This window comes from Streptomyces sp. NPDC002640, from assembly GCF_053592575.1.
In genome coordinates this window covers 1-22,730 of the sequence record NZ_JBSFVZ010000017.1, presented here as the reverse complement: position 1 = coordinate 22,730, position 22,730 = coordinate 1, and the positions used below count along the sequence as shown (strand labels likewise).

Annotated in this window: 18 protein-coding genes; 13 read left to right on the top strand and 5 right to left on the bottom strand. The window is 73.4% G+C overall.

What is annotated here, in order from left to right; all coding sequences use genetic code 11:
• Window positions 1-53 precede the first annotated feature (53 nt).
• The 7 genes from ACWD3O_RS21835 (at window position 54) to ACWD3O_RS21805 (ending at window position 9,250) form a co-directional block, all read left to right on the top strand.
• The gene (locus ACWD3O_RS21835) at window positions 54-1,253 is read left to right on the top strand and encodes a Gfo/Idh/MocA family protein (RefSeq protein ID WP_451417022.1); all 1,200 of its coding nucleotides are present in this window, start codon (window positions 54-56) and stop codon (window positions 1,251-1,253) included.
• On the top strand, window positions 1,250-2,203 hold the full coding sequence (locus tag ACWD3O_RS21830) for a DUF6807 domain-containing protein (RefSeq protein WP_451417021.1): 954 nt from the start codon (window positions 1,250-1,252) through the stop codon (window positions 2,201-2,203). Before ACWD3O_RS21835 ends, ACWD3O_RS21830 begins: the two co-directional genes overlap by 4 nt.
• Entirely contained in the window at window positions 2,200-3,747 is a 1,548-nt protein-coding gene (locus ACWD3O_RS21825; protein WP_451417020.1) for a family 43 glycosylhydrolase, read from the top strand. The genes ACWD3O_RS21830 and ACWD3O_RS21825 overlap by 4 nt, the downstream gene beginning before the upstream one ends.
• An 89-nt stretch (window positions 3,748-3,836) precedes the next feature.
• Complete coding sequence (locus ACWD3O_RS21820) at window positions 3,837-5,171, top strand: ABC transporter substrate-binding protein (RefSeq protein WP_451417019.1); 1,335 nt, start codon at window positions 3,837-3,839, stop codon at window positions 5,169-5,171.
• Between the two features lie 200 nt (window positions 5,172-5,371).
• The gene (locus ACWD3O_RS21815) at window positions 5,372-6,202 is read left to right on the top strand and encodes a rhamnogalacturonan acetylesterase (protein ID WP_451417018.1); all 831 of its coding nucleotides are present in this window, start codon (window positions 5,372-5,374) and stop codon (window positions 6,200-6,202) included.
• 47 nt (window positions 6,203-6,249) lie between these two features.
• A complete protein-coding gene (locus ACWD3O_RS21810) occupies window positions 6,250-7,626 on the top strand; it encodes a pectate lyase family protein (protein ID WP_451417017.1) in 1,377 nt (458 codons plus the stop codon).
• A gap of 472 nt (window positions 7,627-8,098) precedes the next feature.
• Complete coding sequence (locus ACWD3O_RS21805) at window positions 8,099-9,250, top strand: pectinesterase family protein (protein WP_451417016.1); 1,152 nt, start codon at window positions 8,099-8,101, stop codon at window positions 9,248-9,250.
• Window positions 9,251-9,260: 10 nt separating this feature from the next.
• Here ACWD3O_RS21805 and ACWD3O_RS21800 read toward each other — a convergent pair whose 3' ends face one another.
• Window positions 9,261-10,031 (bottom strand): IclR family transcriptional regulator, encoded by a 771-nt coding sequence (locus tag ACWD3O_RS21800; protein WP_451417015.1) that lies wholly within the window; start codon window positions 10,029-10,031, stop codon window positions 9,261-9,263.
• Between the two features lie 143 nt (window positions 10,032-10,174).
• Between ACWD3O_RS21800 and ACWD3O_RS21795 the strand changes: the two genes are divergently transcribed.
• Complete coding sequence (locus ACWD3O_RS21795; protein ID WP_451417014.1) at window positions 10,175-11,782, top strand: aldehyde dehydrogenase (NADP(+)); 1,608 nt, start codon at window positions 10,175-10,177, stop codon at window positions 11,780-11,782.
• A 361-nt stretch (window positions 11,783-12,143) separates the two neighbouring features.
• On the opposite strand, the gene ACWD3O_RS21790 is transcribed toward ACWD3O_RS21795, so the two are convergent.
• The gene (locus tag ACWD3O_RS21790) at window positions 12,144-13,706 is read right to left on the bottom strand and encodes a sodium:solute symporter family protein (RefSeq protein WP_451409497.1); all 1,563 of its coding nucleotides are present in this window, start codon (window positions 13,704-13,706) and stop codon (window positions 12,144-12,146) included.
• Between the two features lie 286 nt (window positions 13,707-13,992).
• On the opposite strand from ACWD3O_RS21790, the gene ACWD3O_RS21785 reads away from it, so the two are divergent.
• From ACWD3O_RS21785 to ACWD3O_RS21770, 4 genes are all read left to right on the top strand, one after another.
• A complete protein-coding gene (locus ACWD3O_RS21785; protein ID WP_451409498.1) occupies window positions 13,993-14,430 on the top strand; it encodes a DUF6892 domain-containing protein in 438 nt (145 codons plus the stop codon).
• A gap of 311 nt (window positions 14,431-14,741) precedes the next feature.
• The gene (locus ACWD3O_RS21780) at window positions 14,742-15,422 is read left to right on the top strand and encodes a DUF429 domain-containing protein (RefSeq protein ID WP_451417013.1); all 681 of its coding nucleotides are present in this window, start codon (window positions 14,742-14,744) and stop codon (window positions 15,420-15,422) included.
• A gap of 160 nt (window positions 15,423-15,582) precedes the next feature.
• Window positions 15,583-16,134 carry a DinB family protein gene (locus ACWD3O_RS21775; protein WP_451417012.1) on the top strand — a complete coding sequence of 184 codons (552 nt, stop codon included), beginning with the start codon at window positions 15,583-15,585 and terminating at the stop codon, window positions 16,132-16,134.
• A 77-nt stretch (window positions 16,135-16,211) separates the two neighbouring features.
• On the top strand, window positions 16,212-16,901 hold the full coding sequence (locus tag ACWD3O_RS21770; RefSeq protein ID WP_451409501.1) for a TetR/AcrR family transcriptional regulator: 690 nt from the start codon (window positions 16,212-16,214) through the stop codon (window positions 16,899-16,901).
• Window positions 16,902-17,028: 127 nt separating this feature from the next.
• Here ACWD3O_RS21770 and ACWD3O_RS21765 read toward each other — a convergent pair whose 3' ends face one another.
• Both ACWD3O_RS21765 and ACWD3O_RS21760 read right to left on the bottom strand, forming a co-directional pair.
• Window positions 17,029-18,639 (bottom strand): FAD-dependent oxidoreductase, encoded by a 1,611-nt coding sequence (locus tag ACWD3O_RS21765; protein WP_451409502.1) that lies wholly within the window; start codon window positions 18,637-18,639, stop codon window positions 17,029-17,031.
• A 187-nt stretch (window positions 18,640-18,826) separates the two neighbouring features.
• Complete coding sequence (locus ACWD3O_RS21760) at window positions 18,827-19,798, bottom strand: AurF N-oxygenase family protein (RefSeq protein WP_451409503.1); 972 nt, start codon at window positions 19,796-19,798, stop codon at window positions 18,827-18,829.
• A gap of 329 nt (window positions 19,799-20,127) precedes the next feature.
• Here ACWD3O_RS21760 and ACWD3O_RS21755 point away from each other — a divergent pair, with 329 nt between their 5' ends.
• Entirely contained in the window at window positions 20,128-21,144 is a 1,017-nt protein-coding gene (locus ACWD3O_RS21755; RefSeq protein WP_451417011.1) for an aldo/keto reductase, read from the top strand.
• Here the strand turns inward: ACWD3O_RS21755 and ACWD3O_RS21750 are convergent.
• On the bottom strand, window positions 21,135-22,268 hold the full coding sequence (locus tag ACWD3O_RS21750) for an amidinotransferase (RefSeq protein WP_451409505.1): 1,134 nt from the start codon (window positions 22,266-22,268) through the stop codon (window positions 21,135-21,137). The genes ACWD3O_RS21755 and ACWD3O_RS21750 overlap by 10 nt on opposite strands.
• Window positions 22,269-22,730 lie beyond the last annotated feature (462 nt).

Here is a 22,730-nt window from a genome sequence, read left to right as displayed (position 1 = left end):
CACCGCCCGAACCGTCCGTCACCGTCCGCGCGTTCACGTCGAAGGAGGCCCGCATGACCGCCCCGCATCCCACCCCGCCGCCGGTGCCCCTGGTGCTCGCCGGGGCGCGCGGCCACGGCCGCCTGCACCTGGAGAACATCCGCCGCCTGGAGGCCGCCGGACGGGTACGGCTGGCCGGGGTCTGCGACCTCACCCCGCTCGACGCGGCCGAGCTGGCGGGCTTCGCCGCGCCACCGCGGCAGTCGTCCGACTTCGCCGCCCTGCTCGACGCCACCGGTGCCCGGGTCGCCGTCGTCTGCACCCCGCTGCAGACGCACGCCGACCTGGCCACCGCGGCCGCCGCCCGTGGCGTGCACCTGCTGCTCGAGAAGCCGCCCGCCGCCTCCTGGTCCGCCCACCGGCGCGTGGAGGAGGCGGTGCGCGAGGCGGGAACGGTCTGCCAGATCGGCTTCCAGGCCCTCGGCTCCCACGCGCTGCCCGCGATCCGGGAACTGGTCGCCTCCGGCGCCGTCGGCCGGGTCCGGGGCGTCGCCGCCGCCGGCGCGTGGGTCCGCGACACCGCCTACTGGGCCCGCGCCCCGTGGGCCGGCAGGCGCCGCCTGAACGGCGTCGACGTGGTGGACGGCGTGCTCACCAACCCGCTGGCCCACGCCGTATCCACCGCCCTCGCCCTCGCCGGGACCGACCGGGACGAGGACGTCACCGGCGTCACCACGGAACTGCTGCGCGCCAACGACATCGAGGCCGACGACACCTCCTGCGTGCGGGTCACCACCGACCGCGGGGTGGACGTCGTCGTCGCCGCGACGCTCTGCGCCGAGCGGGCCGGCGAGCCGTACGTCCTGGTGCACGGCGAGAGCGGCCGGATCACCTTCTGGTACAAGCAGGACCGGGTGCTGGTGCAGCGCGCCGGACACGGCCCCGAGGAGCACGTGTACGACCGCACCGACCTGCTGGAGAACCTCCTCGACCACCTGGCGGACGGCACCGAACTGATCGCCCCGCCCGCCCGGTCCGGCGCCTTCATGCGGGTCCTCGAAGCGGTGCGCACCGCCCCCGACCCCCGGCCGCTGCCGCCGGACGCCTGGCACACCGCCCACGACACCCCGGCGCCGCGGCGGGTCGTGCGCGGCGTCGACGGCCTCGTCGCCGCCTGCGCCGACACCCTCCGGCTGTTCTCCGAGACCGGCGCCGAACCCTGGGCGGCGCCCTCCGACACCTCCGCCTCCCTTGGAACGAGGGCCGCCTCATGACCACCGACCACGCGTCCACCGCCACGACCGGGCACCAGGAGGCCGCCGCGTCCGCACCGACCGCCCCGTCCGCCGAGTCCGCCCCGTCGGCCGAACCGTCGGCCCCGTCGGCCGCGGAGGTCCTCGCCGAACTGCGCTGCGCGGGCCGGACCGTGGCCCGCTACGGCGTCCGCCCGGACCTCGACCCGCGCCTGTCGCCCCGCCCCTTCCTGCACCCCGTGACCACCCTCGGCGGCGTGCCGGTCACCGAGGAGATGCCCGGCGACCACCTCCACCACCTCGGCGCGTGCATCGCCGTCCCCGACGTCGACGGCCACAACTTCTGGGGCGGCCGCACCTTCGTCCGCGACCGGGGCCCCGTCCCGCTCGACAACCACGGCACCCAGCGCCACACCGGCTGGGCCCGCCAGGAGGACGACGGGTTCGAGGAGGAGCTGGTCTGGGAGGCCGACGGGAAGGTGCTGCTGCGCGAGCGACGCACCGTCACCGCCACCGCGCTCACCGGCCACGCCTGGGCGCTCGGCCTCACCTTCACGCTCACCCCCGCCGACGGCGCCGTCACCATCGGCAGCCCGGCCACCAACGGCCGCCCCGGCGCCGGGTACGGCGGCTTCTTCTGGCGCGCCCCCAAGGAAGCCGCCGCGCCCGCCGTGTTCACCCACGACGCCGAGGGCGAGGACGCCGTGCACGGCCGCACCGCGGACTGGCTCGCACTCGCCGGGGACGGCTGGACGCTGGTCCTCGCCGGCGCGGACGGGACCACCCGGCGCGACCCCTGGTTCGTGCGGACCGCCGAGTACCCCGGCGTCGGCTCCTCCCTCGCCTGGTCGCGGCGGCTCGACGTCCCGGCCGACCGGCCCCTGGTGCGCCGCCTGGCCGTCGTCGTCGCCGACGGCCGGCTCGACCGCCGCGCCGCCGCCGACCTGGTGAAGGAGGCGACCGCCGCGTGAACGCCCACCGCCCCTGGACCGCCGACCTCGGCGACGGCACCTACCGCAACCCGGTGCTCAACGCCGACTGGTCCGACCCCGACGTCGTCCGCGTCGGCGAGGACTACTACCTCACGGCCTCCAGCTTCGGCCGCGCCCCCGGCCTGCCGCTGCTGCACTCGCGCGACCTGGTCAACTGGACCCTCGTCGGCCACGCCCTGCAACGGCTCACCCCCGAGGCGGAGTTCGCCGTGCCCCGGCAGGACTGCGGGGTCTGGGCGCCGGCGCTGCGCCACCACGCGGGCCGCTTCTGGATCTTCTGGGGCGACCCGGACCAGGGCGTCCTCCAGATCAACGCGCCCGCCGTCGAGGGCCCCTGGACCACACCGCACCTGCTGAAACCCGGCCGGGGACTCATCGACGCCTGCCCGCTGTGGGACGAGGAGACCGGCGAGGCGTACCTGGTGCACGGCTGGGCCAGGTCCCGCGCCGGGGTGAAGAACCGCCTCACCGGCCACCGCATGAGCCCCGACGGCACGACCCTGCTCGACGAGGGCACCGTGATCGTCGACGGCGACCTGCTGCCCGGCTGGTTCACCCTGGAAGGGCCCAAGCTCTACCGGCACGACGGCTGGTTCTGGATCCTCGCCCCCGCCGGCTCGGTGGAGACCGGCTGGCAGGGAGCCTTCCGCGCGCGGTCCTTCTTCGGCCCGTACGAGGAGAGGATCGTCCTGCGGCAGAACGACACCGAGGTCAACGGCCCCCACCAGGGCGGCTGGGTGCGCACCGAGCAGGGCGAGGACTGGTTCCTGCACTTCCAGTCGCGCGGCGCCCACGGCCGGGTCGTCCACCTCCAGCCGATGCACTGGACCACCGACGAACAGGGCGCCCCCTGGCCGGTGATGGGCGACGACGGCAGCCCCGTCACCGTCCACCCCAAGCCGAAGGCCCCCGTCCAGCCGCCCGCCGCGCCCGCCACCGACGACGACTTCCCCGGCGGACGGTTCGGCCTCCAGTGGCAGTGGGCCGCCAACCCCGGCGACGGCTGGACCACCGGGCACGACGGCGCCGGGCTGCGCCTGACCTGCGTCCGCACCGGCCGTCCGCACGACCTGCGCGGCCTCGGGCACGTCCTGACCCAGCGGATGCCCGCCGAGACGTTCACCGCCGAGGTCGACCTGCGGCTCGACAGCGAGGCCGAGGGCGCCAGGGCCGGGCTCGCGGTCGTCGGCGACGCCTACTCCTGGATCGGCCTGGAACGCGCCGCCGGCGGCGAGGTGCGCCTCGTCCACCGGTTCGCCGAGGGCACGGCGTCCCGCGAACGGGACGCCGCGCACCCGAGGGACGCCCCGCGGGCACGCGCCCGGCTGCGCGTCGAGGTCACCCCGGGCGCCCGCTGCCGGTTCCTCGCCGACACCGGCGACGGCTTCCGACCGTCCGGCGAGGTGTTCGCCGCGGCCCCCTGGGGCTGGGTGGGCGCCCTGCTCGGCCTCTTCGCCGCCGCACCGCCCGGGACGGGCACGGCCGGCGCCGGAGTCTTCACCCGCTACCGCACCACCGCCTGACCCACCGGCGGCACCACGGACCCCACAGCACCACCCGAGCACCACCGGAGCACCACCGAGTATCCCGACCCACGAGAGAAGAGCCGACCATGAGGACGACGATCCACCGGAACCGGAGAGCGACGGCAGCCGTGGCGCTGACCGCGGTGCTGGCCCTGACGGCCACCGCCTGCGGGGACGACGGCAGCGCCGGCGCCGGGGGCGAGGGCTCCGGCAAGGGCACGATCACCTTCTGGGACAACAACGGCGGTGTCCGCACCCCCGTCTGGAACAAGATCATCGCCGAGTTCGAGAAGAAGAACCCGGACATCGACGTCAAGTACGTGCCGATCCCCATCACCGACGTCCAGTCCAAGTACGACACCGCCATCGCCGGCGGCGGCCTGCCCGACGTCGGCGGCGTCGGCACCGCCTACCTGGCCAACATGGTGGCGCAGGGCGCCCTGGACCCGGTCGGCGACCGGATCGAGGGCAGCTCGCTCAAGGGCAAGCTGTCCGAGCAGATGGCCGAGAGCGTGCGGTCGGCGGGCGGCCGGGGCGACGAGATGTACTCCGTGCCGACCAGCGCCAACCAGGGCACCCTCTGGTACCGCACCGACCTGTTCGAGGCGGCCGGCGTGGAGCCGCCCACCACCTGGGACGCCTTCTACGAGTCCGCCGAGAAGCTCACCGACGCCAAGAGCAACGAGTTCGGCTTCACCATCCGCGGCGGCGCCGGCTCCGTCGCCCAGGCGCTCGACATGATGTACGCCCAGTCCGGCATCGACACCTTCTGGAACGGTGACAAGACCACCGTCAACGACCCGAAGAACGTCGAGGCGCTGGAGAAGTACGTCGGCCTCTACAAGAAGGCCACGCCCGAGGCCGACCTGAACAACGACTTCGCCAAGATGGTCGCCCAGTTCGGGCAGGGCAAGATCGGCATGCTCCAGCACAACCTGGGCTCCTACCCCGACCACGTGAAGGCGTTCGGCGCGGACAAGATCAAGGGCATCCCGCTGCCCCCGTCCGCCGAGGGCAGCCCGCGCACCATCGTCTCCAACCCGGTCGACGGGCTGGGCCTGTTCAAGAGCAGCAAGAACAAGACGGCGGCCTGGAAGTTCATCGAGTTCGCCGCGTCCCACGAGATGAACAGCCTCTGGAACGAGGAGGCCGGCTCCATCCCGGCCCACACCGACGCGACCGGTGACGCCTGGATCAGCGAGGCCGACCCGGTCAAGGCGGCGGTGGAGTCCCTCAACGACCCCGCCACCAAGGTCGTCCAGCTTCCGTACTACCTGCCCGACTGGAACAGCATCAGCAAGGCCGACAGCGAGCCGGACTTCCAGAAGCTGCTGCTCGGCGAGATGAGCGCCAAGGAGTTCGCCGACAAGCTGGCCGACAAGCTCAACGCGGCCCAGGCGGAGTGGAAGCAGCAGCAGTGACCCCCGCGGCGGCGGGCCTCACCACCCGCCGCCGTCCCGCCGCGGCACGTCCTGCCACGGCACCGCCCGGGCGCGGACACCCGCCCGCGCCCGGGCACCGCGGCCGGCCCCGTTCCGCCGGCCGCACCCACCTCTTCGCGCACTCCCGAACTCCCGAACTCCCGGGCTCCGGCGCCCGGGAGAAGGAAGGCGGTCCGCACATGCCGATGACCCGCAGACACCTCACGGCGGCCGTCGCCGGACTCGCGGTCACCGCCGCACCGGTCCCCGCCCTGGCCGCCGGCCGGTCCGGCGACGGCGGCCCACGCCGCCGCGTCGTCCACATCGCGGGCGACTCGACCGCCGCCGGGAAGACGGCCGACGCGGCGCCGGAGACCGGCTGGGGCATGGCCCTGCCGTTCTTCCTCACCCCGCACCTGGGCGTCGCCAACCACGCGGTCAACGGGCGCAGTTCACGCTCCTTCGTCGAGGAGGGGCGGCTGGACGCGATCGCCCGCGTGCTGCGCCCCGGTGACATCCTGCTCGTCCAGTTCGGGCACAACGACGCCAAGGCCGACGACCGGCACACCGACCCGTGGACCTCCTACCAGGACCACCTCCGGCTGTACCTGAGGACGGCCCGGGACCACGGCGCGCTGCCCGTGCTGCTGACCTCCGTCGAACGCCGGCGGTTCGACGCGTCCGGCGCCGCCGTGCCCACCCACGGGGAGTACCCGGCGGCCGTGCGGGCGCTGGCCGCGGCGGACGACGTGCCGCTGGTCGACGTCCAGGCCGTGAGCCTCGCCCGCTGGCAGGAACTCGGCCCGGCCGGCACCGAGGAACTGTTCCTGTGGCTCGAGCCCGGCGAGGCCCCGGCCTACCCGGACGGCGCGCGGGACAACACCCACTTCCGCCCGGCGGGCGCGATCGAGGTGGCCCGGACGGTGGCCCGCGGGCTGCGCGAACGCCAGGTGCTCGCCCCGGCCGACACCCGGCGGCTCGACGACCCGGTGGCCCCCGAGCGGATCACCTGGCCGCCCGCCGCCCTCTGAACGCACCGCACCATCCCCCTCACCCTTCGTTCCCCCGAGGAGCCGCAATGCGCAGACAGCTGGGTCAAGCACGCCTCGTCAGAACGGCCGTCGTCGGCTGCACGGCGCTGGCGCTGGCCGTGACCTCGGCGGGCGCCGTCCACGCGTCCGCCGCCGCCGACCACCGTGCGCCGGCCGGCCGTGCGCCCGCCGACCCCGCCCGCCAGGTCCTCCCGCACAACGACGGCTGGGCCGCCGCCGACGGAGGCACCACCGGTGGCGCCGCCGCCGACGCGGCCCACGTCTACACGGTGGACACCTGGGCCGAGCTCAAGGCCGCCGTCGGCAACGGCGACGGCACCCCCCGCATCATCCGTGTCGCCGGCACCCTCGACGCCAACAGCGACGCCACCGGCGCTCCGCTGAGCTGCGACGACTACGCCACCGGCGGCTACAGCCTGGAGGGCTACCTCGCCGCGTACGACCCGGCCACCTGGGGCGACGCCGAGCCGTCCGGGCCGATGGAGGAGGCGCGGGTGGCCTCCGCCCGCCAGCAGGCGGCGCAGATCCGGCTCGATCTCGGGCCGAACACCACCCTGGTCGGCATCGGCAAGAACGCCCGCCTGCTGGGCGCCAACGTCCAGGTCCGCGGCGTGGACAACGTCATCGTCCGCAACCTCACCTTCGAGGACACCTTCGACTGCTTCCCGCAGTGGGACCCGACCGACGGCGACGAGGGCGCCTGGAACTCCGAGTACGACAGCCTGGTCGTGTACGGCTCCACCCACGTGTGGGCGGACCACAACACCTTCACCGACGGCCGCCGCCCCGACGACGCCCAGCCCCGCTACTACGGTCAGCTCTACCAGCAGCACGACGGGCAGCTCGACGTGGTGCGCGGCGCCGACCTCGTCACCCTGTCGTGGAACGTCTTCGCCGACCACAGCAAGACCATCCTGATCGGCAACAGCGACAGCGCGGGCGCCACCGACCGCGGCAAGCTGCGGGTCACCCTGCACCACAACCTGTTCCGGGACGCCGGGGAGCGCGCCCCGCGGGTCCGCTTCGGCCAGGTCGACGTGTACGACAACCACCACGTGGTCAAGGACGCGGACGCGTTCGGCTACGCGTACGGCGTGGGCCGGGAGTCGGCGATCCACGCCGAGAAGAACCACTTCACCCTGCCCGCGTCCGTCCCCGCGAGCGAGGTGCTGCACAAGTGGAGCGAGGCGCCGATCACCGCCGAGGACAACTTCGTCAACGGCGCCGAGGTCGACCTGATCGCGGCGCACAACGCGGCCAACCCGGCCGCCCTCCTGCAGGCCGACGCCGGCTGGAGCCCGGAGTACCGGGCCCGGGTCGACGAGACCGGTGACGTCCCCGGCTTCGTCGCCCGCTGGGCGGGAGCGGGCCAGCTCCACGAGCCCGAGCCGCGCGAACGCTGACCCACCCGCGGGCGCCGCGGCACGGGCCCGCCGCACGCCGCACGGGGCTCACCCGCGGCCTGCCCGGCCCGCCCGCCCGGTTCGTCCGGGCCGCGGGGGCTGTTCCGCGCGGGGCCGGGCCGGGCTGACTCGGCCCGGCCCGGCTCGTGTGCGTCGCGGGGCCCGTGCCTCCCGTACGACGGCCGGTGCGGTGTCCTGTCGCGGAGACACCCCCGGCCTGCCCTGTCGGCGCCTCGGCCTGTCGGCAGCCCGCGCGGTCTGCGCGGTCTGCCCGGGCTGTGGGCTCCGCCCGCGCAGGTCGCCACAGGGCCCGTCGCGTGCCGGAACCCGTGCGCCCGAGGTTCCGCCCGGCTCGTGGGGAGGCCCCCCGGCCCGCCCACGCCGCCGCGGATCCCCGCCCCCTCCCCGTCCGTCGTCACCCCGTCACCCCGTCACCCCCGTCACCCGCGCCCGCACCTCAGGAGGCACCGCCTTGACCGCATCGGCCGCTCCCGGATCCCGTCCCGCCGCCCCCACGCGCCGTGCCGCGCTGCTCGGCACAGGTGCCGCCGCCGTCGCCGCGACGCTCGGGCTCGGCGCTCCCCACGCCCACGCCTCGACCCGGCCCCCGGCCGACCGGACCCGCACCGACCGGACCCGCACCGTCCGGGTCCGCCCGGACGGCACCGGGGACGCCCCCACCGTCCAGGCCGCCGTCGACGCGACCCCCGACCACCCCGACCGCCCCTGGACGGTGCTCCTCGCGCCCGGCACGTACCGCGAGACCGTCTCCGTGCCCGAGAGCAAGACCGGCCTCACCCTGCTCGGAGCCACGGGCGACCCCCGCGACACCGTGATCGTGTACGACAACGCCGCCGGCACCCCCAAGCCGGACGGCGGCGGCACCTACGGCACCTCCGGCAGCGCCACCGTGACCGCCGCCCCCGACGGGTTCACCGCCCGGCGCCTCACCTTCGCCAACGACTTCCTGCGCGCCGACCACCCGGAGATCACCGCCCAGCAGGCCGTCGCGCTGCGTGTGCTCGGCGACCGCAGCCTCTTCGACCGGTGCCGGTTCCTGGGCCACCAGGACACCCTGCTCACCGACACCCGTCACCGCACCCTCGCCGCCCGGCAGTACTTCCACCACTGCTACGCCGAGGGCGACGTCGACTTCGTCTTCGGCCGGGCCACCGCCGTCCACTCCGGGGGCGAGTTCCACACCCTCGACCGGCCCGTCGACTTCACCCCCTACGGCTTCGTCTTCGCGCCCAGCACGGCCGCGGGCACCCCCCACGGCTTCCTCGCCGTCCGCTGCCGCTTCACCGGCGCGGCCCCGGACGGCGCCTACAAGCTGGCCCGGCCCTGGGTGCCCAGCAGCGACCCCACCGCCTGGCCGCGCCTGGTCGTCCGCGACAGCGTCATGGACGCCGGCATCGACGCCGCGCAGCCGTACGCGAACATGCGCGAGCAGTACCCGTGGCAGAGCTTCCTCTTCCGCGAGTACGCCAACCGCGGCCCCGGCGCCAGGGTCCCGGTGCCGGAGAACCGCCCCCGGCTGACCGCCGCCGAGGCCGCCGCGCACACGCCCGCGGCGTACCTCGGCGACTGGGACGTGCGGGCCGCCCTGCGGGGAGAGGCGTGACGGACGGCCGTCAGTGCGTGCGGGTGGCCAGCGTCAGCCGGTCGCGGGCGTCGAACAGGGCGTCCACGATGGACTGTTCGTGGGCCGCCGTCAGCCGCGCCACCGGCACCGAGCAGCTGATCGCGTCCCGGGCCGGCGTCCGGTAGGGCACCGCGATGCCGAAGCAGCGCAGCCCCAGCGTGTTCTCCTCCCGGTCCACCGCGTACCCCTGCTCGCGCACCTGGTGCAGCTCCTCGATCAGCCGCTCGCGGTCGGTGATGGTGTGCTCGGTCAGCGCCGGCAGGGTCTCCGGCAGCAGCTTGCGCACCTCCTCGTCGCTGCGGGTGGCCAGCAGCGCCTTGCCCAGCGAGGTGGAGTGCGCCGGCAGACGGCGGCCGACCCGGGTGAAGGGCCGCAGGTAGTGCTGCGACTGACGCGTCGACAGGTACACCACGTTGGTGCCGTCGAGGCGGGCCAGGTGGATGGTCTCCGTGGTGTCGTCGGAGAGCCGGTCCAGCGTCGGCCGGGCCGCGGCCACCACCTCGTCGCCGTCGATGTACGAGGTGCCGACCAGCAGCGCCCGCACACCGATGCCGTACCGCGTGCCGGTCGCGTCCGTCTCCACCCAGCCCAGCTCGACCAGCGTGCGCAGCAGCATGTACAGGCTGGACTTCGGATACCCGACCGCCTCCTGCACGGCGGCCAGGCTGTGCATCCCCGGTCTCCGGGCGAAGTACTCCAGCAACTCCACGGTCCGCACAGCGGACTTGACCTGTGCCCCACCCGTCTCGGCAGTCGACATGCCCCTTGACCCCTTCGAACGCCCGCAAATAGAGTTCCTGCGATTCATACACAGGAACGCGGTTCAGAATACCGAACGCACCCCGGTCGTCTCCGGCCGTTGCCGCGGCCCGGCGCACCGGCAGGAACCGGAGGAACCCCACCGTGACCGCAGCACCAGTCTGGAGCGTCGATCCCCGAACCGGGAAGCGCCGGACCCAGGTCGCCCAGGAGGCCACGCCCGAGGACGTCGACCGCGCCGTACGCGCCGCGCACGACGCCCGCCCGGCGCTGGCCGAACGCCCCGTGCGCGCCGCCCTGTTGCGCACCGCCGCCCGTCTTCTGGACGAGGCGCGCGACGAGGTGGTGGAGACGGCCGACGCGGAGACCGCCCTCGGCGCGCCCCGCCTGACCGGTGAACTGGCGCGCACCTCGGCGCAGTTGCGCGCCTTCGCCGACATCGTCGAGGAGGGTGGCTTCCTCGACGTCCGGATCGACCACGCCGACGACACCCGGACCCCGCCGTGGCCCGACCTGCGGCGCTGGAAGGTGCCGCTGGGCGTCGTCGCCGTCTACAGCGCCAGCAACTTCCCGCTCGCCTTCTCGGTGCCCGGCGGCGACACGGCCAGCGCGCTCGCCGCCGGCTGCCCCGTCGTCGTCAAGGCGCACCCCGACCACCCGGCCACCTCCGAGCTCTGCGCGTCGCTGCTGCGCCGGGCCGCGGCGGCGGAGGGCCTGCCCGAGGACGTCGTCGTCCTGGTCCACGGCTTCGACGCGGGCGTCGCGCTGGTCGGCCACCCGCTGATCGCCGCCGCCGGGTTCACCGGCTCGGTCCGCGGCGGCCGGGCGCTGTACGACGCGGCCGCCGCCCGCCCGGTGCCCATCCCGTTCCACGGCGAACTGGGCAGCCTCAACCCGGTGCTGGTCACCGAGGCGGCCTCGGCCGAGCGGGGCGAGGAGATCGGGGCCGGGCTCGCCGCGTCGATGACCCTGGGCGCCGGGCAGTTCTGCACCAAGCCGGGGTTCGTGCTCGTCCCCGAGGGCGCCCCGGGCGACGGCCTCGTCAAGGCGCTCGCCGAGGCGGTGGCCGGCGCCGGAGCCGGTGTGATGCTCGACCACCGGATGCGCGACGCGTTCGTCGCGGGCGTCGCCGAGCGCGCCGAACTGCCCGGCGTGCAGGCGCCGGTGCGCCCCGGCCCGGACGGCGACCACCAGGTGGCTCCGGGCTTCCTGACGGTCCCCGCGGACCGGCTGGCCGCGGGGGACGGGCACGAGGCGCTGCTCGAGGAGTGCTTCGGCCCGGTCACCGTCGTCGCCCGCTACGGGAGCGAGGAAGAGGCGGCCGCCGTGCTCGGGCGGCTGCCGGGCAACCTCACCGCCACCCTCCACCTCGGCTCCGACGAGGCATCCGGCGCCGACGGCCGGGGCGCCGCGCTGCTCGAGCGGCTCACCCCGCTGGCCGGACGCGTCCTGGTCGACGGCTGGCCCACCGGTGTCGCCGTCGCCCCCGCGCAGCACCACGGCGGTCCCTACCCGGCCACCACCTCCACCTCCACCTCGGTGGGCGGCACGGCGATCGAGCGCTGGCTGCGGCCCGTGACCTACCAGTCCACGCCGCAGGCCCTGCTCCCGCCGGAGCTCCACGACGACAACCCCCTCGGCGTGCCGCGCCGCGTCGACGGGCTGCTGGAACAGGGCGGTTCGCGTCCCGCGCCGCACGCGGGCGCGGACGTCGACACGCCCGCGGACACGGACGGGGCGGCCGGCGCCTGACCCCGCCCTGCTCCCGCGGCGCCTGCGGCCCGGCCCGGCTTCCCGCCGGGCCGGGCCGCAGTGCCTTGCCTTGCCTGGCCTTGCCGCGCTGTGCTGCTGTGCCGCAGGGCCGTGCTGTGCAGTGCTGTGCTGTGCCGCAGGGCCGTGCTGTGCAGTGCTGTGCTGTGCCGCAGGGCCGTGCTGTGCGTGCTGTGCCGTGGCGTGCGCCGGCTTCCCGCACGACGGGGCGGTCGGCGCCCGCCGTGAGGGGAACGCGGCGGTGACGCCCCCTGGAATGCCTTGTGGCGCACGCGGCGGCGCCGCCCGCCCCCGGGAGGGGGCGGACGGCGCCGAGGCCGGTACGCGGGGCTCTACGCGGGGTTCAGCGGGCGACGACCGACTCCGCGACGGCGTCACCGTCCGAGGGCGACGGGTTGCCCTCGAACCGTGCCTCCAGCGCGGCCCGTTCGGCGTCCGTCGGGTCGCTGCCGAGCGAGTCGATCAGGCCGTCGCGCGCCGGGCTGGCCTCGGGCCGCAGGAACCCGACGAGCAGGTACAGGGTCAGCGAGGTCAGCACCGGCAGACCGACGTTCATGGTCTGCGTGGCGTCCTCCACACCCCAGTACAGGTACGCCCACACCAGCAGGCCGCCGGCCCAGGAGGTGATCGCCGCGAGCGGCCCGTGACGCCGGAACCAGGGCAGCAGGCCCAGCATCAGCGGGATGGAGATCGGCCCCATCGTCGCGGCGACCACGCTGACCACGACCGTCATGATGAAGCCGTCCGGATCGGCGAAGAGCGCGAACGCCATGCTGACCGTGACGAAGGCGACCGTGGTGATCCGGGCGAACAGCAGCTGCCCGGCCTGCGTGAAGCGCCGGACCCTCGGCACCAGCACCGGCGCGAGGTCACGGGTGATGACGGCGGTGATGACGTTGGAGTCGGAGGCCACCATCGCCATCGTGTGGGAGAAGAACCCGGCGAGCAGCAGCCCGATGATGCCGGTGGGCAGCAGCTCCTGGGCGAGCATGATGTACGACTGCTCACCGTCCTCGATGCCCGGCACCACCAGCGGCGCGGCGATCATCGGGATGAACAGGATGAACGGCCACACGATCCACAGGAAGCTGGAGAGCAGCGCCGACCTCTTCGCCCGGGAGCCCGACGGCGCCGCCATGTAGCGCTGCGCCAGGTTCCACATGCCGCCGTTGTACTCGAAGGTCTTCACCAGCAGGAACGCCATGATCAGGCCGGAGGTGACCGGGCCGGCAACCGGGTCGCCGTGCCCCTGCGGCAGGTCGTCCCACATGGTCCAGAGGGTGGAGACGCCGTCGAGGTGCGCGAAGAGGGCGAAGAGCATCGCGAAGCCGGCGACGCCCTGGATGATGAACTGCCCGAAGTCGGTGAGGACGTCGGCCCACAGACCGCCGAAGGCCATGTAGGCCATCGTGCAGATGCCGGTCAGGGTGATGCCCCACACCAGCGGGATGTCCGCGAAGCCCTGCAGCAGCAGCGCGATCGCGACCCACTTGGCGGCGATGTCCACCACCTTCAGGGCCGCGCCGCTGTAGGCGAGGACCTGCTGGGTGGGCAGGTTGTAGCGGACGGCCAGGTAGGCCAGCGGCGAGTTGACGCCGTGCTTGGCGCGCAGCCGGTTCCACCGCGCGGCGAACAGGAAGGCGCCGATGCCGATGCCGACGCCGATGGTCAGCGGCCACCAGAAGTAGACGGTGACACCGTGGTCGTACGCCACCGCCGCGAAGGTGACGAACATGATCGCGCTGTACCCCGACATGTGGTGCGAGATGCCGGAGAGCCACCACGGTATGCGGCCACGGGCCGTGAAGAAGTCGGCGATCGTGTGGATGCGTTTCCTCGACCAGAGGCCGATACCGACCATCACGAAGAAGTAAGCGCCCAGCACGACCCAGTCCAGTGAGGCCATTCCTGGCTCCTCGCGTTCATGAACGTGAATGTCTGACAAGTAGCTGAATGAGCTCCGTCACAGTAGGAGTGCGTTGATGGGCCGTCAATACGATGCGCAGCGCGAGTTCCAGGAGATCGTGTGCGTTCATCCGGCCGGTACGCGTTCAGCAGCCTGAACGTCGCTCTGTCACCGGGAGGGTGCGGCGCGCAACGGCCGACGGCGGAGGGCGCGAGGGCCGGGGGAGCGGGCGCCGTGAGGGCCGTGAGGGGGCCGGTTGTCGGTGGCCGCTGGTACAAGTGGGGCCATGCGCGACTTCCGTGACTTCAACTTCAAGCTGCTCGTCGTCGAGAAGCTCATGTACGGCGACGAGACGCTCACCCCGGTCTTCCACCTGCGCGACCACATGCGCGCGCGGGGGGTCGACGACCTCGACGCCTACGTCGAGGAGCGCGAACTGGAGTACACGGTGCTGGACGAGGCCCGTACGTACTTCGAGGAGTTGGACATACCGGCGGAGCTGCTGGCCACGGTCGACAGGCTGGTCTTCGACGGCGGGAACCAGGTCTTCATGGAGTGCGCCCCGGTCTGGGACGGCGAGGACGACCTCTTCGACGTCCGCTCCCTCGAGGACCTGGACCTCCTGCCGAACCTCAGGACCTTCATCGGCGGCCGTGCCCTGGAGCACATGCTTCCCGGCGCCACGCAGATCCTGGAGGCCCGGGGCGTCACCGCGCTCCACTGACGCGCAGGACGCGGCGAGGGGCGTGGTGCAGGCCGCCGGCCGTCACCACGCCCCTCGCCCGGGTGCCGGCCTCAGCCGAAGAGACCCTCGATCGTCCCTTCGACGACCTCCTCGACGACCTCCTCGGCCGCCTCCTCCACGATCTCCTCGACGAAGTCCCCGAAGATGTCGTCCATGACCCAAACCCTCTCTGTCGGCGTGACCGACCCGCAGCACACGTCCGACGGCTGCGGGTCCGCCCGCATCCTCGCAACTCCCCTGTATGACACGCCAGTTCCGAGTGGATCTTTTTCGCGAGGAGGGAGGGCGTGATGAACGTGCTCGGGGTCGACGCCTGCGGCAAGCAGGGGTGGGTGGGCATCAGGCTCGTGGACGGGGCGTACGCGGGGAGTCTGGTGGATCTCCGGCTCGGGAAGCTGATCCAGCGAGCCGGGGACGCGGACGCCATCGCGGTGGACATGCCGTTGGGGCTGGTGGAGGAGGGGTGGCGCGCGGCGGATCTCGGAGCGAGGACGCTGCTCGGCGTGCGGCGCAGCAGCCTCTTCATGGTCGCGCCGAGGGCGGCCTGGCAGGAGGAGGACTACGGCGCCGCGGCCGACCGCTGCCAGGAACTCACCGGCAACCGGCTCAGCCGCCAGACGTGGGCGCTGCGGCCGAAGTTGCTGGAGGCGCGGGAGTGCTGGATCGCGGACGGGCGGATCCACGAGGTGCACCCCGAACTGTCCTTCCGCACCTTGGCGGACGGACAGCCGCTGCCCTACGCCAAGAAGACCTGGCGCGGCCAGAACCTGCGCCGCGCCCTGCTGGCCGAGGCGGGCGGCCTCGTGCTCCCCGACGAACTCGGCGAGGCGGACCGCGTCCCGGTGGACGACGTGCTGGACGCGGCCGTGGCGGCGTGGTCGGCGCAGAGGATCGCACGGGGGACGGCGGTGAGGGTGCCGGAGGCGCCCGAGCGCGACGCGGAGGGGCGCCTGGTGGAGATCCGCTACTGACGTGCTGCGTCGCGAGCGAGGGAGGGCCGTCCACGTCGTCGGTAGCGAACGCCACCGCACGAGCGCCGGAATTCGTGCGCGCGATGCGCGATCCTGACGGCCAAGGGCAACACGATCCCGGCGGCACGGGCGGCCAGCCGGCACGAACCGGAGGACGACCGTGGCGGAGCACACCAGAAGAGCCGAGTTGTTCCACGGGGCCGACGGCCCGCGGCGGTTCGCCGGGCCCACCACGGGTGACGAAAGGAGCGTTCTCGTCGATGTGCTGGGAGCCCAGCGGGCCACACTGCGCATGAAGTGCTCCGGTCTGGGCCCGGAGTTGTCCCTGCGGTCCGTGGAGCCGTCCACGCTCTCGCTGCTCGGGCTGATCCGGCACCTCGCCGATGTGGAACGGCGCTGGTTCCGGCGGGTCCTGGCCGGGCAGGCCGTGCCGGCCCTCTTCTCCTCGCCGACCGATCCCGACGGAGACTTCGACGGCGCCACGGACGGGCCCGGCGCCGTCGAGGCGGCCTGGGACGCCTGGCGGGCCGAGGTGGCCTTCGCCGAACAGTTCGTCACCCGGGCGCCGGACCTCGACGTCGAGGGTGAGGACTCCTGGCGCGGAACCGTGTCGCTGCGTTGGGTCCTCATCCACATGATCGAGGAGTACGCCCGCCACAACGGCCACGCCGATCTTCTCCGCGAGCGCATAGACGGAGCGATCGGCATGTGAGGCGGGCCGGGGAGACACGGTGCCCGCACCTCCCGAGCGGGCCGCTCGTCTGTTCGGCCGGCCGATATCCTGGCGGGATGGTGGACAGAACGGGCGGCGAGGCGCAGATCGACGGACGCTCCACCCGCTGGGACGAACACAGGGCGCAGCGCCAGGGCGAGCTGGTGGACGGAGCGGTCGCCCTCATCGAGGAGGAGGGCGCGTTCGGGATGCGGCGCCTGGCGGAGCGGCTGGGGCTGCCCCGCTCCGTGCTCTACCGCCACTTCAAGGACCGTGCCTCGCTCGACGAGCTGATCCGCCGGCGGGTGACGGAGTCCTTCGTCCAGCGCATGGAACCCACGCTCTCCTTCGACGGCACCATCGAGGAGTCCGTCCACCGCGTGGTGGGCGCGCACCTGGACTGGGTGTTCCAGCACCCGCGCCTGTACTCCTACATGGGCGTCGCCGAGCACTCCATGGGCGACGGGTCCCTGGTGGCGGGCGCCAAGACCGCCATCGCGCTGAGGTTGGGCGAACGGTTCGGCGAGGTGCTGAAGACGCTCGGGGTGCCTCAGGCGCCGGTCCGGTCGGTCGCGGTCGGGATCGTGGGGTTCGTGGACACGGCGGTCAACCAGTGGATGCGTGACCCCGCGCGCGAGCAGTCCGAGGACGAGTTGCGCGCCATGCTGTGCCGCTCGGTCTGGGCGGTGCTGGACGCGACGCTGCGGGACCTGGGCGTGGTGCTGTCGCCGCAGCAGCGGCTGTCGGATCTCGAAGGGGCCCGCTGAATCCGCCGGCCGGGGCGGGGCCCGGCCGGCGGACGAGGAAGGCTGACGGGACACGACGGGGCGTGCACGCGGGACGTGAGGGGACGGCAGGGACGGGCGGGGACGGGCAGGGACCGTGGGGCGGCCGTCAGCCGGTCGTGATGGCCGGGACGGTCGTCGCCGCGCGCCGCAGGGACTCCGCGTCCGTGAACTTCACGCGCGGTCGGCCCCGCGCCGCGCCCTCCGCGCGCTCCGCCCGGTCGATCGCCCGCCAGGCCTCCAGGCCCAGGGCGTTCGGCGCCGCCGTGCCGCTCGGCTCAGGCGGTGTGAGGCGTCCCGCGGCGAAGTCGTCGAGGAGGGACGCGACCGTCTCGTGGGCGCAGGTCTTGTTGGTGCCGATGAAGCCGGTCGGGCCGCGCTTGATCCAGCCGGCGACGTAGACGCCGGGCTCGACCCGGCCGGCCTCGTGCGGGACGGTCGCACTGGCCTCGTCGAACGGCAGGCCGGGGACGGGCCGGGCCCGATAGCCGACGGAGCGCAGGACGAGGCCGGTCTCCAGGGTCCGGACCTCGCCGGTGGGCCGGGCCCGTACGGTGCCGTCGTCGTCGGTGTGCAGCGTGGTCGGGGTGATCTCCAGCGCCCGTACGGCGTCCTCGCCGACGATCCGCACCGGGCCGGTCAGGAACCGCAGCACGATGCGGCGGCGGCCCCCGGCCGGTGTGCGGGCGGCCAGATCGGCCAGCAGACGGGTCTTCTCGTCGTGGTCGGGCGCCAGGTCGTCGGGCCAGCCCTCGACGCTCACGTCGACGTCCTCCAGGGCGGACAGCGCGAGGAGTTCGGGCACGGTGAACGCGGCCTGGGCGGGGCCGCGCCGGCCGAGGACGACGACCTCGCGGATCCGGCTGTCGCGGAGCGCCGCGAGCGCCCGGTCGGAGATGTCGGTGCGGGCCAGGGCGTCGGGGTCGGCGGTGAGGATGCGGGCGACGTCGAGGGAGACGTTGCCGTTGCCGATGACGACCGCGCGTTCGGTGTCGAGGCGGTGGTCGTCGCCGGCCCGGTCGGGGTGGCCGTTGTACCAGGCGACGAAGTCCGTGGCGGAGACGCTGCCGGGCAGGTCCTCGCCCTCGATGCCCAGGCGCCTGTCGGTCGCGGCGCCGACCGCGTAGATCACCGCGTGGTGCTCGCGCAGCAGGTCGGCGTGGGTGAGGTCGGTGCCGACCTCGACGCCGAGACGGTAGTGGAAACCGGGCTGGGACTCGATGGTCCGGAAGAGCTCGGTGACCTGCTTGGTGTCCTGGTGGTCCGGCGCGACACCGGCCCGCGCCAGACCGTACGGGGTGGGGAGCCGGTCGTGGACGGTGACGCGGACACCCGGGTGGCGCAGCAGTTCGTCGGCGGCGAAGAGACCGGCGGGTCCGGCGCCGACGACGGCGACCGACAACTCGCCTGCCGGGACGTCCCGTTGCCGGGGAACGACGTACATGGGGGCGCGGTCGGCGTGCGGATGATCCCGGTAGTAACCGGCGTTCAGCTCCAGGAACGGCAACTCCCCGGCCGTCAGGGCGGTGTGCGGCTTGAGCGCGTCCACCGGGCAGGCGGTCGTGCAGGCGCCGCAGTCCACGCAGGTGCGCGGGTCGACGTACAGCATCTCGGCGGTCGCGAAGCCGGGTTCGCCCGGTGCGGGGTGGATGCAGTTGACCGGACAGGCCAGCACGCAGGAGGCGTCGGCGCAGCAGGATCGGGTGACGACGTACGGCACGGCGGACTGGTCTCCGTTCGGGCGGTGCGGGAAGGCGGTGCGGCAAGGCGGTGCGGAGCCGTCGGGCGCGGTTCGGCGGGCGCGGCCCGGTGTGCGGGGCAGCGGTGGTTGGTCGCCGTCGGGACCGGAAGGGGGCGACGGCTCACCCTTCCGGCGGACGGGCGGACGGCCCGGGCGCCGGCTCCGGTCAGTCGGCGGCGAGCGGAGAGGGCTCGCCGCGGAATCGGGCCGGGCGGCCGTCGATGCGCAGCGCCCGCCACAGCAGCCGGGAGGTCCTGTTCATCAGGCCGAGGTCGTCGGCGAGCATCCGCACGTCGGAGAAGAGCTCCCGGAGCATCTTCCGGCCGGCCGGCGACTTCCAGAAGACCTCCTTGATCACCCGGTTCGGGATGCCCGCCAGCGCGGCGGACTTCTTGTCGGGGATCATGATGACGTCGCACAGGACCCGCATGATCAGCGGGAAGAGGAGGGACAGGGCGCCGCGGCGGACCTTCCCGAAGCGCGGGACGCGCAGGCGCAGGAACTCGTGGGCGAAGGATATGTGCCGGGCTTCCTCCGCGATGTGGATCTGCATGATCCGCCGCGGAAGGGGGTGCACCGGCTCCCCGCTGCGCAGTGCGCCCTTCTGCAGGTGGTCGATGGGCTCCTCGCCGGCCAGGATGCCGGTGAAGAACGCCTCGGGGTACACGGAGCCGAACAGCGGCAGGATCCGGCTGAGTTCGCGGAACCAGCGCCGTCCGCCCGCGGTGTCCACGCCGGTGCGGTTGACCAGCTCCTGGAACATCTGCGTGTGGTGGGTCTCCTCGGTGATCTCGTGGGTGAGATACCGGAACTCCGGGTTCTTGTTGCCCAGGTGGAAGATGTAGTCCAGCGCCCCGCGCATCAGCAGGTTCTCGAACTGCATGCCCACCTTGGCGATGACCGCCCAGCGCCAGATCCCGATGCGGATCTGCGTCTCGAGCGGCTGCTCCCTGTACCAGGGGTGCGCGCCCAGGGCGTCCGCGGAGGTGAGCACCCAGCGGGGGTCGTTCGTGTCGACGGCGAACTCGGGATCGTCCCAGTCGATGTCGGTGAACGGGTTGAAGTTGACGTTGACGGAGCCCTCGGACAGGGTCCGCAGGCGCTCGTCGTAGGCCTTCCTGCTCAGGTTCGCGGTCATCAGGTCTCCTTCGTGGATGCCCCGGCTACCGGGCCAGGGAGGAAACGAGCTCCTGCGGAGCAGCGCAAGGACATCGACAGGCAGGGACGGGCACGGAGGGGCAACGCCACGGGGAGCGCCGGCGACGGCGGATCGGGCGCAGGGGGTCCCCTGTGGTGTTACCCGCAATTTACCTGCGACACGCTGTTTCAGATACCGGCGGTAACGTGACGTGGCTCACATGGGGAGGGGTGACTCGCGCGCGGAGAAGGCCGCCGTGTTGGATCCGGTGCGAGGTGGGGAGGTACGGCAGTGGGTCCACCCACTCCGGCTGTCGAGGGGAACGCGAGATGAAGAAGAACCGGCTCGGCCGGAGCGACGTCATGGTCACGGAACTGGGGTTCGGCGGCGGCCCCATCGGCGGGCTCTACACCCCGGTGGACGACGCGACCGCCGCGGCGGCCCTCGAAGCGGCCTGGGACAGTGGGATCCGCTACTTCGACACCGCGCCGCACTACGGCATCGGACACTCCGAGCGCCGCACCGGAGCCCTGCTGCGGGACAGGCCCCGGGGAGAGGCGACGCTGTCGACCAAGGTCGGCAGACTGCTGGTCCCGCAGGACCCCGAAGGGCGCACGGACGACCAGAGCTTCGCGGTGCCGGCCACGCACCGCCGGGTGTGGGACTTCACCCGCGACGGCGTCCGCCGGAGCGTGGAGGAGTCACTGGAGCGCATGGGCGTCGACCGGGTCGACGTGCTCTTCCTCCACGACGCGGAGGACCGGTTCGAGCAGGCCCTGCACGAGGGGTACCCGGCCCTCGCCGAACTCCGCGCCGCGGGCGTGGTCGACGCGGTCGGCGCGGGCATGCACGACCCCGCCAAGCTGACCCGGCTGGTCAGGGAGACGGACGTCGACGTGGTGATGCTGTCCGGCCGTTACACGCTCCTCGACCAGAGCGCTCTCGACGACCTGCTGCCGGCCTGTGCGGAGCGCGGCGTGTCCGTCCTCGCGGCCTCGGTGTTCAACTCCGGGGTGCTCGCCGCGCACCCGCCCGCCGACGGGGCCACCTTCGACTACGCGCCCGCCGAAGCGCGGACGCTGGAGCGCGCGCGTCGCATCGCCGAGATCTGCGAGGCGCACGGTGTGACGCTCCCGGCGGCGGCGATGGCCTTCCCGCTCCGTCACCCCGCCGTCGCGGGTGTGGTGGTCGGTATGCGGTCCGCCGACGAGGTCCACGCCGACATGGCCGCGTTCAGCACGCGGATCCCGGAGCGGTTCTGGGACGACCTGCGCGCCGAAGGACACCTGAGCGACGCCGTCCCCCCGGGGCCGGAGGCGGAGTCGGGAGCCGGAGGTCAGAAGTAGGACTCCAGCGTTCCCCGTCGCCGGGTGTCGAGGGTGGCGCAGTGGAAGGAGCCGCCGAACGGGGCGTAGTGCAGCAGGTCGCAGGGGATCGGCTCGAAGCCCCAGCGCTCCAGGGCCCGGAGCATGCCCGTGTGGTGGCGTTCGGCGATCACGCGCTTCTCGTCGACCATCAGGACGTTCACGCTGAGCCACTTGCCGCACAGCGAGGTGAGCTTGAGCAGGGGGTCGCGGATCGGGTCGGGCTCCGGGGCGACCAGGATGTCCCAGGAGCGCAGCACGTCCGGCAGCCGGTCGACGTCGACGTACTCGGGGTTGACCAGCGCCTTGCCCGGAGCGAGCACCATGAAGGTGGTGTCGATGTGCATGGGCGTCCGGCAGCGGCTCTCGATCTCGTGGATCCGGTAGCGCGGGCCGAGGTGGCGGCGCAGCCACTCGATGCCGCTCAGGTTGGTGACGTTGCTGCGGGTGACGAACAGGTCCCGCCCGGCCCGGACGAAGTCGGCGGCGTCGAAGACCGGCTCGAACTCGGTGAGGATGTACCGCATCGGCTCGCCCGCCCGCGGGACGCGGAACGACCGGTCGTACAGCTCGTCGGTGAGCTGCGGGCGCGGGGCCGCCGTCCAGCGGGCGCCGCGCCGGAAGTAGTCCTTGAGGATCGGCCGGTAGGTGTGCGTCTCGAAGTACCGGCTGGGCCATGCCATCGGCGTCTCGATGATCTCGTCACCGATGACGAGCATGCTGTCCCGTGGACAGGTGTTGCAGAAGCCGCGCGAGGACCAGTCCGGTGTGGAGAAGCGCTTGCGGTGCTCCGCCGCCTCGGGGCGGCGGACGGTGACGCCCAGCGACTCCAGAAGGGTGACGAAGCCGTCGAGCTCCTCCTGCGCCCGCTCCAGCAGCACCCGCGGGTAGCGGACGCCGGCGGCCAGGCCCTGGAGGCGGGCCGCCCACGGGGGGATGTTGCACGCCACCACCGGGTGGCGGGAGGGGATGGTCGCACCGTCCAGGCGGCCGACGACGATCTCCTCCAGCGGATCCCACTCGTTGTGCGAGTTGACGGGGGAGAGGAGTGGGGCGGGCTCGTCGGCGGGGGCCGTCAGGGTGTCGGTCTTCTCCAGTGACGTCATCTCAACCGCTTTCGCCGGACGGAGGTCGACGGTCAATATATCCGATTTGTCCACACGGTGCCGGGCCACCCTCGTGCGCCCAGGGCCTGTCCGGCGGATCATGCCGTTCTCGCCGCCGGGTTCGCTTCGTACGCTGCTTGAGCGGGGTCATGGGGGCCCCGCCCTGCTCGAGCGAAGCCGAGAGCTTGGGGGAGCGTGCGGCTGCAAGGCGGAGGAGAGAGGCGACGCGATGGGGGTCCCCCCGCGCGAGCGCAGCCGAGCGTGGGGGAGTCGTCGAGTGACGACAACGCCGAAGGGGGCACCGCCCTGCTCGAGCGAAGCCGAGAGCTTGGGGGAGTGCGTGCCAGACCCCGCGCCCCACGTGCATGATCCGCCGGACAGGCCCTAGGTCGTGTCCGCAAAGTCAGGGGAGCCAGAGTCGTAGGCAGGCGATGGTGACCATGGCTTCGTAGTGCCGGGCGC

Bases quoted from the DNA above. Each gene is read 5' to 3' on its own strand.
- ACWD3O_RS21835 (WP_451417022.1), top strand. From the start codon at position 54: ATGACCGCCCCGCATCCCACCCCGCCGCCGGTGCCCCTGGTGCTCGCC.
- ACWD3O_RS21830 (WP_451417021.1), top strand. From the start codon at position 1,250: ATGACCACCGACCACGCGTCCACCGCCACGACCGGGCACCAGGAGGCC.
- ACWD3O_RS21820 (WP_451417019.1), top strand. From the start codon at position 3,837: ATGAGGACGACGATCCACCGGAACCGGAGAGCGACGGCAGCCGTGGCG.
- ACWD3O_RS21815 (WP_451417018.1), top strand. From the start codon at position 5,372: ATGCCGATGACCCGCAGACACCTCACGGCGGCCGTCGCCGGACTCGCG.
- ACWD3O_RS21810 (WP_451417017.1), top strand. From the start codon at position 6,250: ATGCGCAGACAGCTGGGTCAAGCACGCCTCGTCAGAACGGCCGTCGTC.
- ACWD3O_RS21800 (WP_451417015.1), bottom strand. From the start codon at position 10,031: ATGTCGACTGCCGAGACGGGTGGGGCACAGGTCAAGTCCGCTGTGCGG.
- ACWD3O_RS21790 (WP_451409497.1), bottom strand. From the start codon at position 13,706: ATGGCCTCACTGGACTGGGTCGTGCTGGGCGCTTACTTCTTCGTGATG.
- ACWD3O_RS21785 (WP_451409498.1), top strand. From the start codon at position 13,993: ATGCGCGACTTCCGTGACTTCAACTTCAAGCTGCTCGTCGTCGAGAAG.
- ACWD3O_RS21780 (WP_451417013.1), top strand. From the start codon at position 14,742: ATGAACGTGCTCGGGGTCGACGCCTGCGGCAAGCAGGGGTGGGTGGGC.
- ACWD3O_RS21770 (WP_451409501.1), top strand. From the start codon at position 16,212: ATGGTGGACAGAACGGGCGGCGAGGCGCAGATCGACGGACGCTCCACC.
- ACWD3O_RS21760 (WP_451409503.1), bottom strand. From the start codon at position 19,798: ATGACCGCGAACCTGAGCAGGAAGGCCTACGACGAGCGCCTGCGGACC.
- ACWD3O_RS21755 (WP_451417011.1), top strand. From the start codon at position 20,128: ATGAAGAAGAACCGGCTCGGCCGGAGCGACGTCATGGTCACGGAACTG.
- ACWD3O_RS21750 (WP_451409505.1), bottom strand. From the start codon at position 22,268: ATGACGTCACTGGAGAAGACCGACACCCTGACGGCCCCCGCCGACGAG.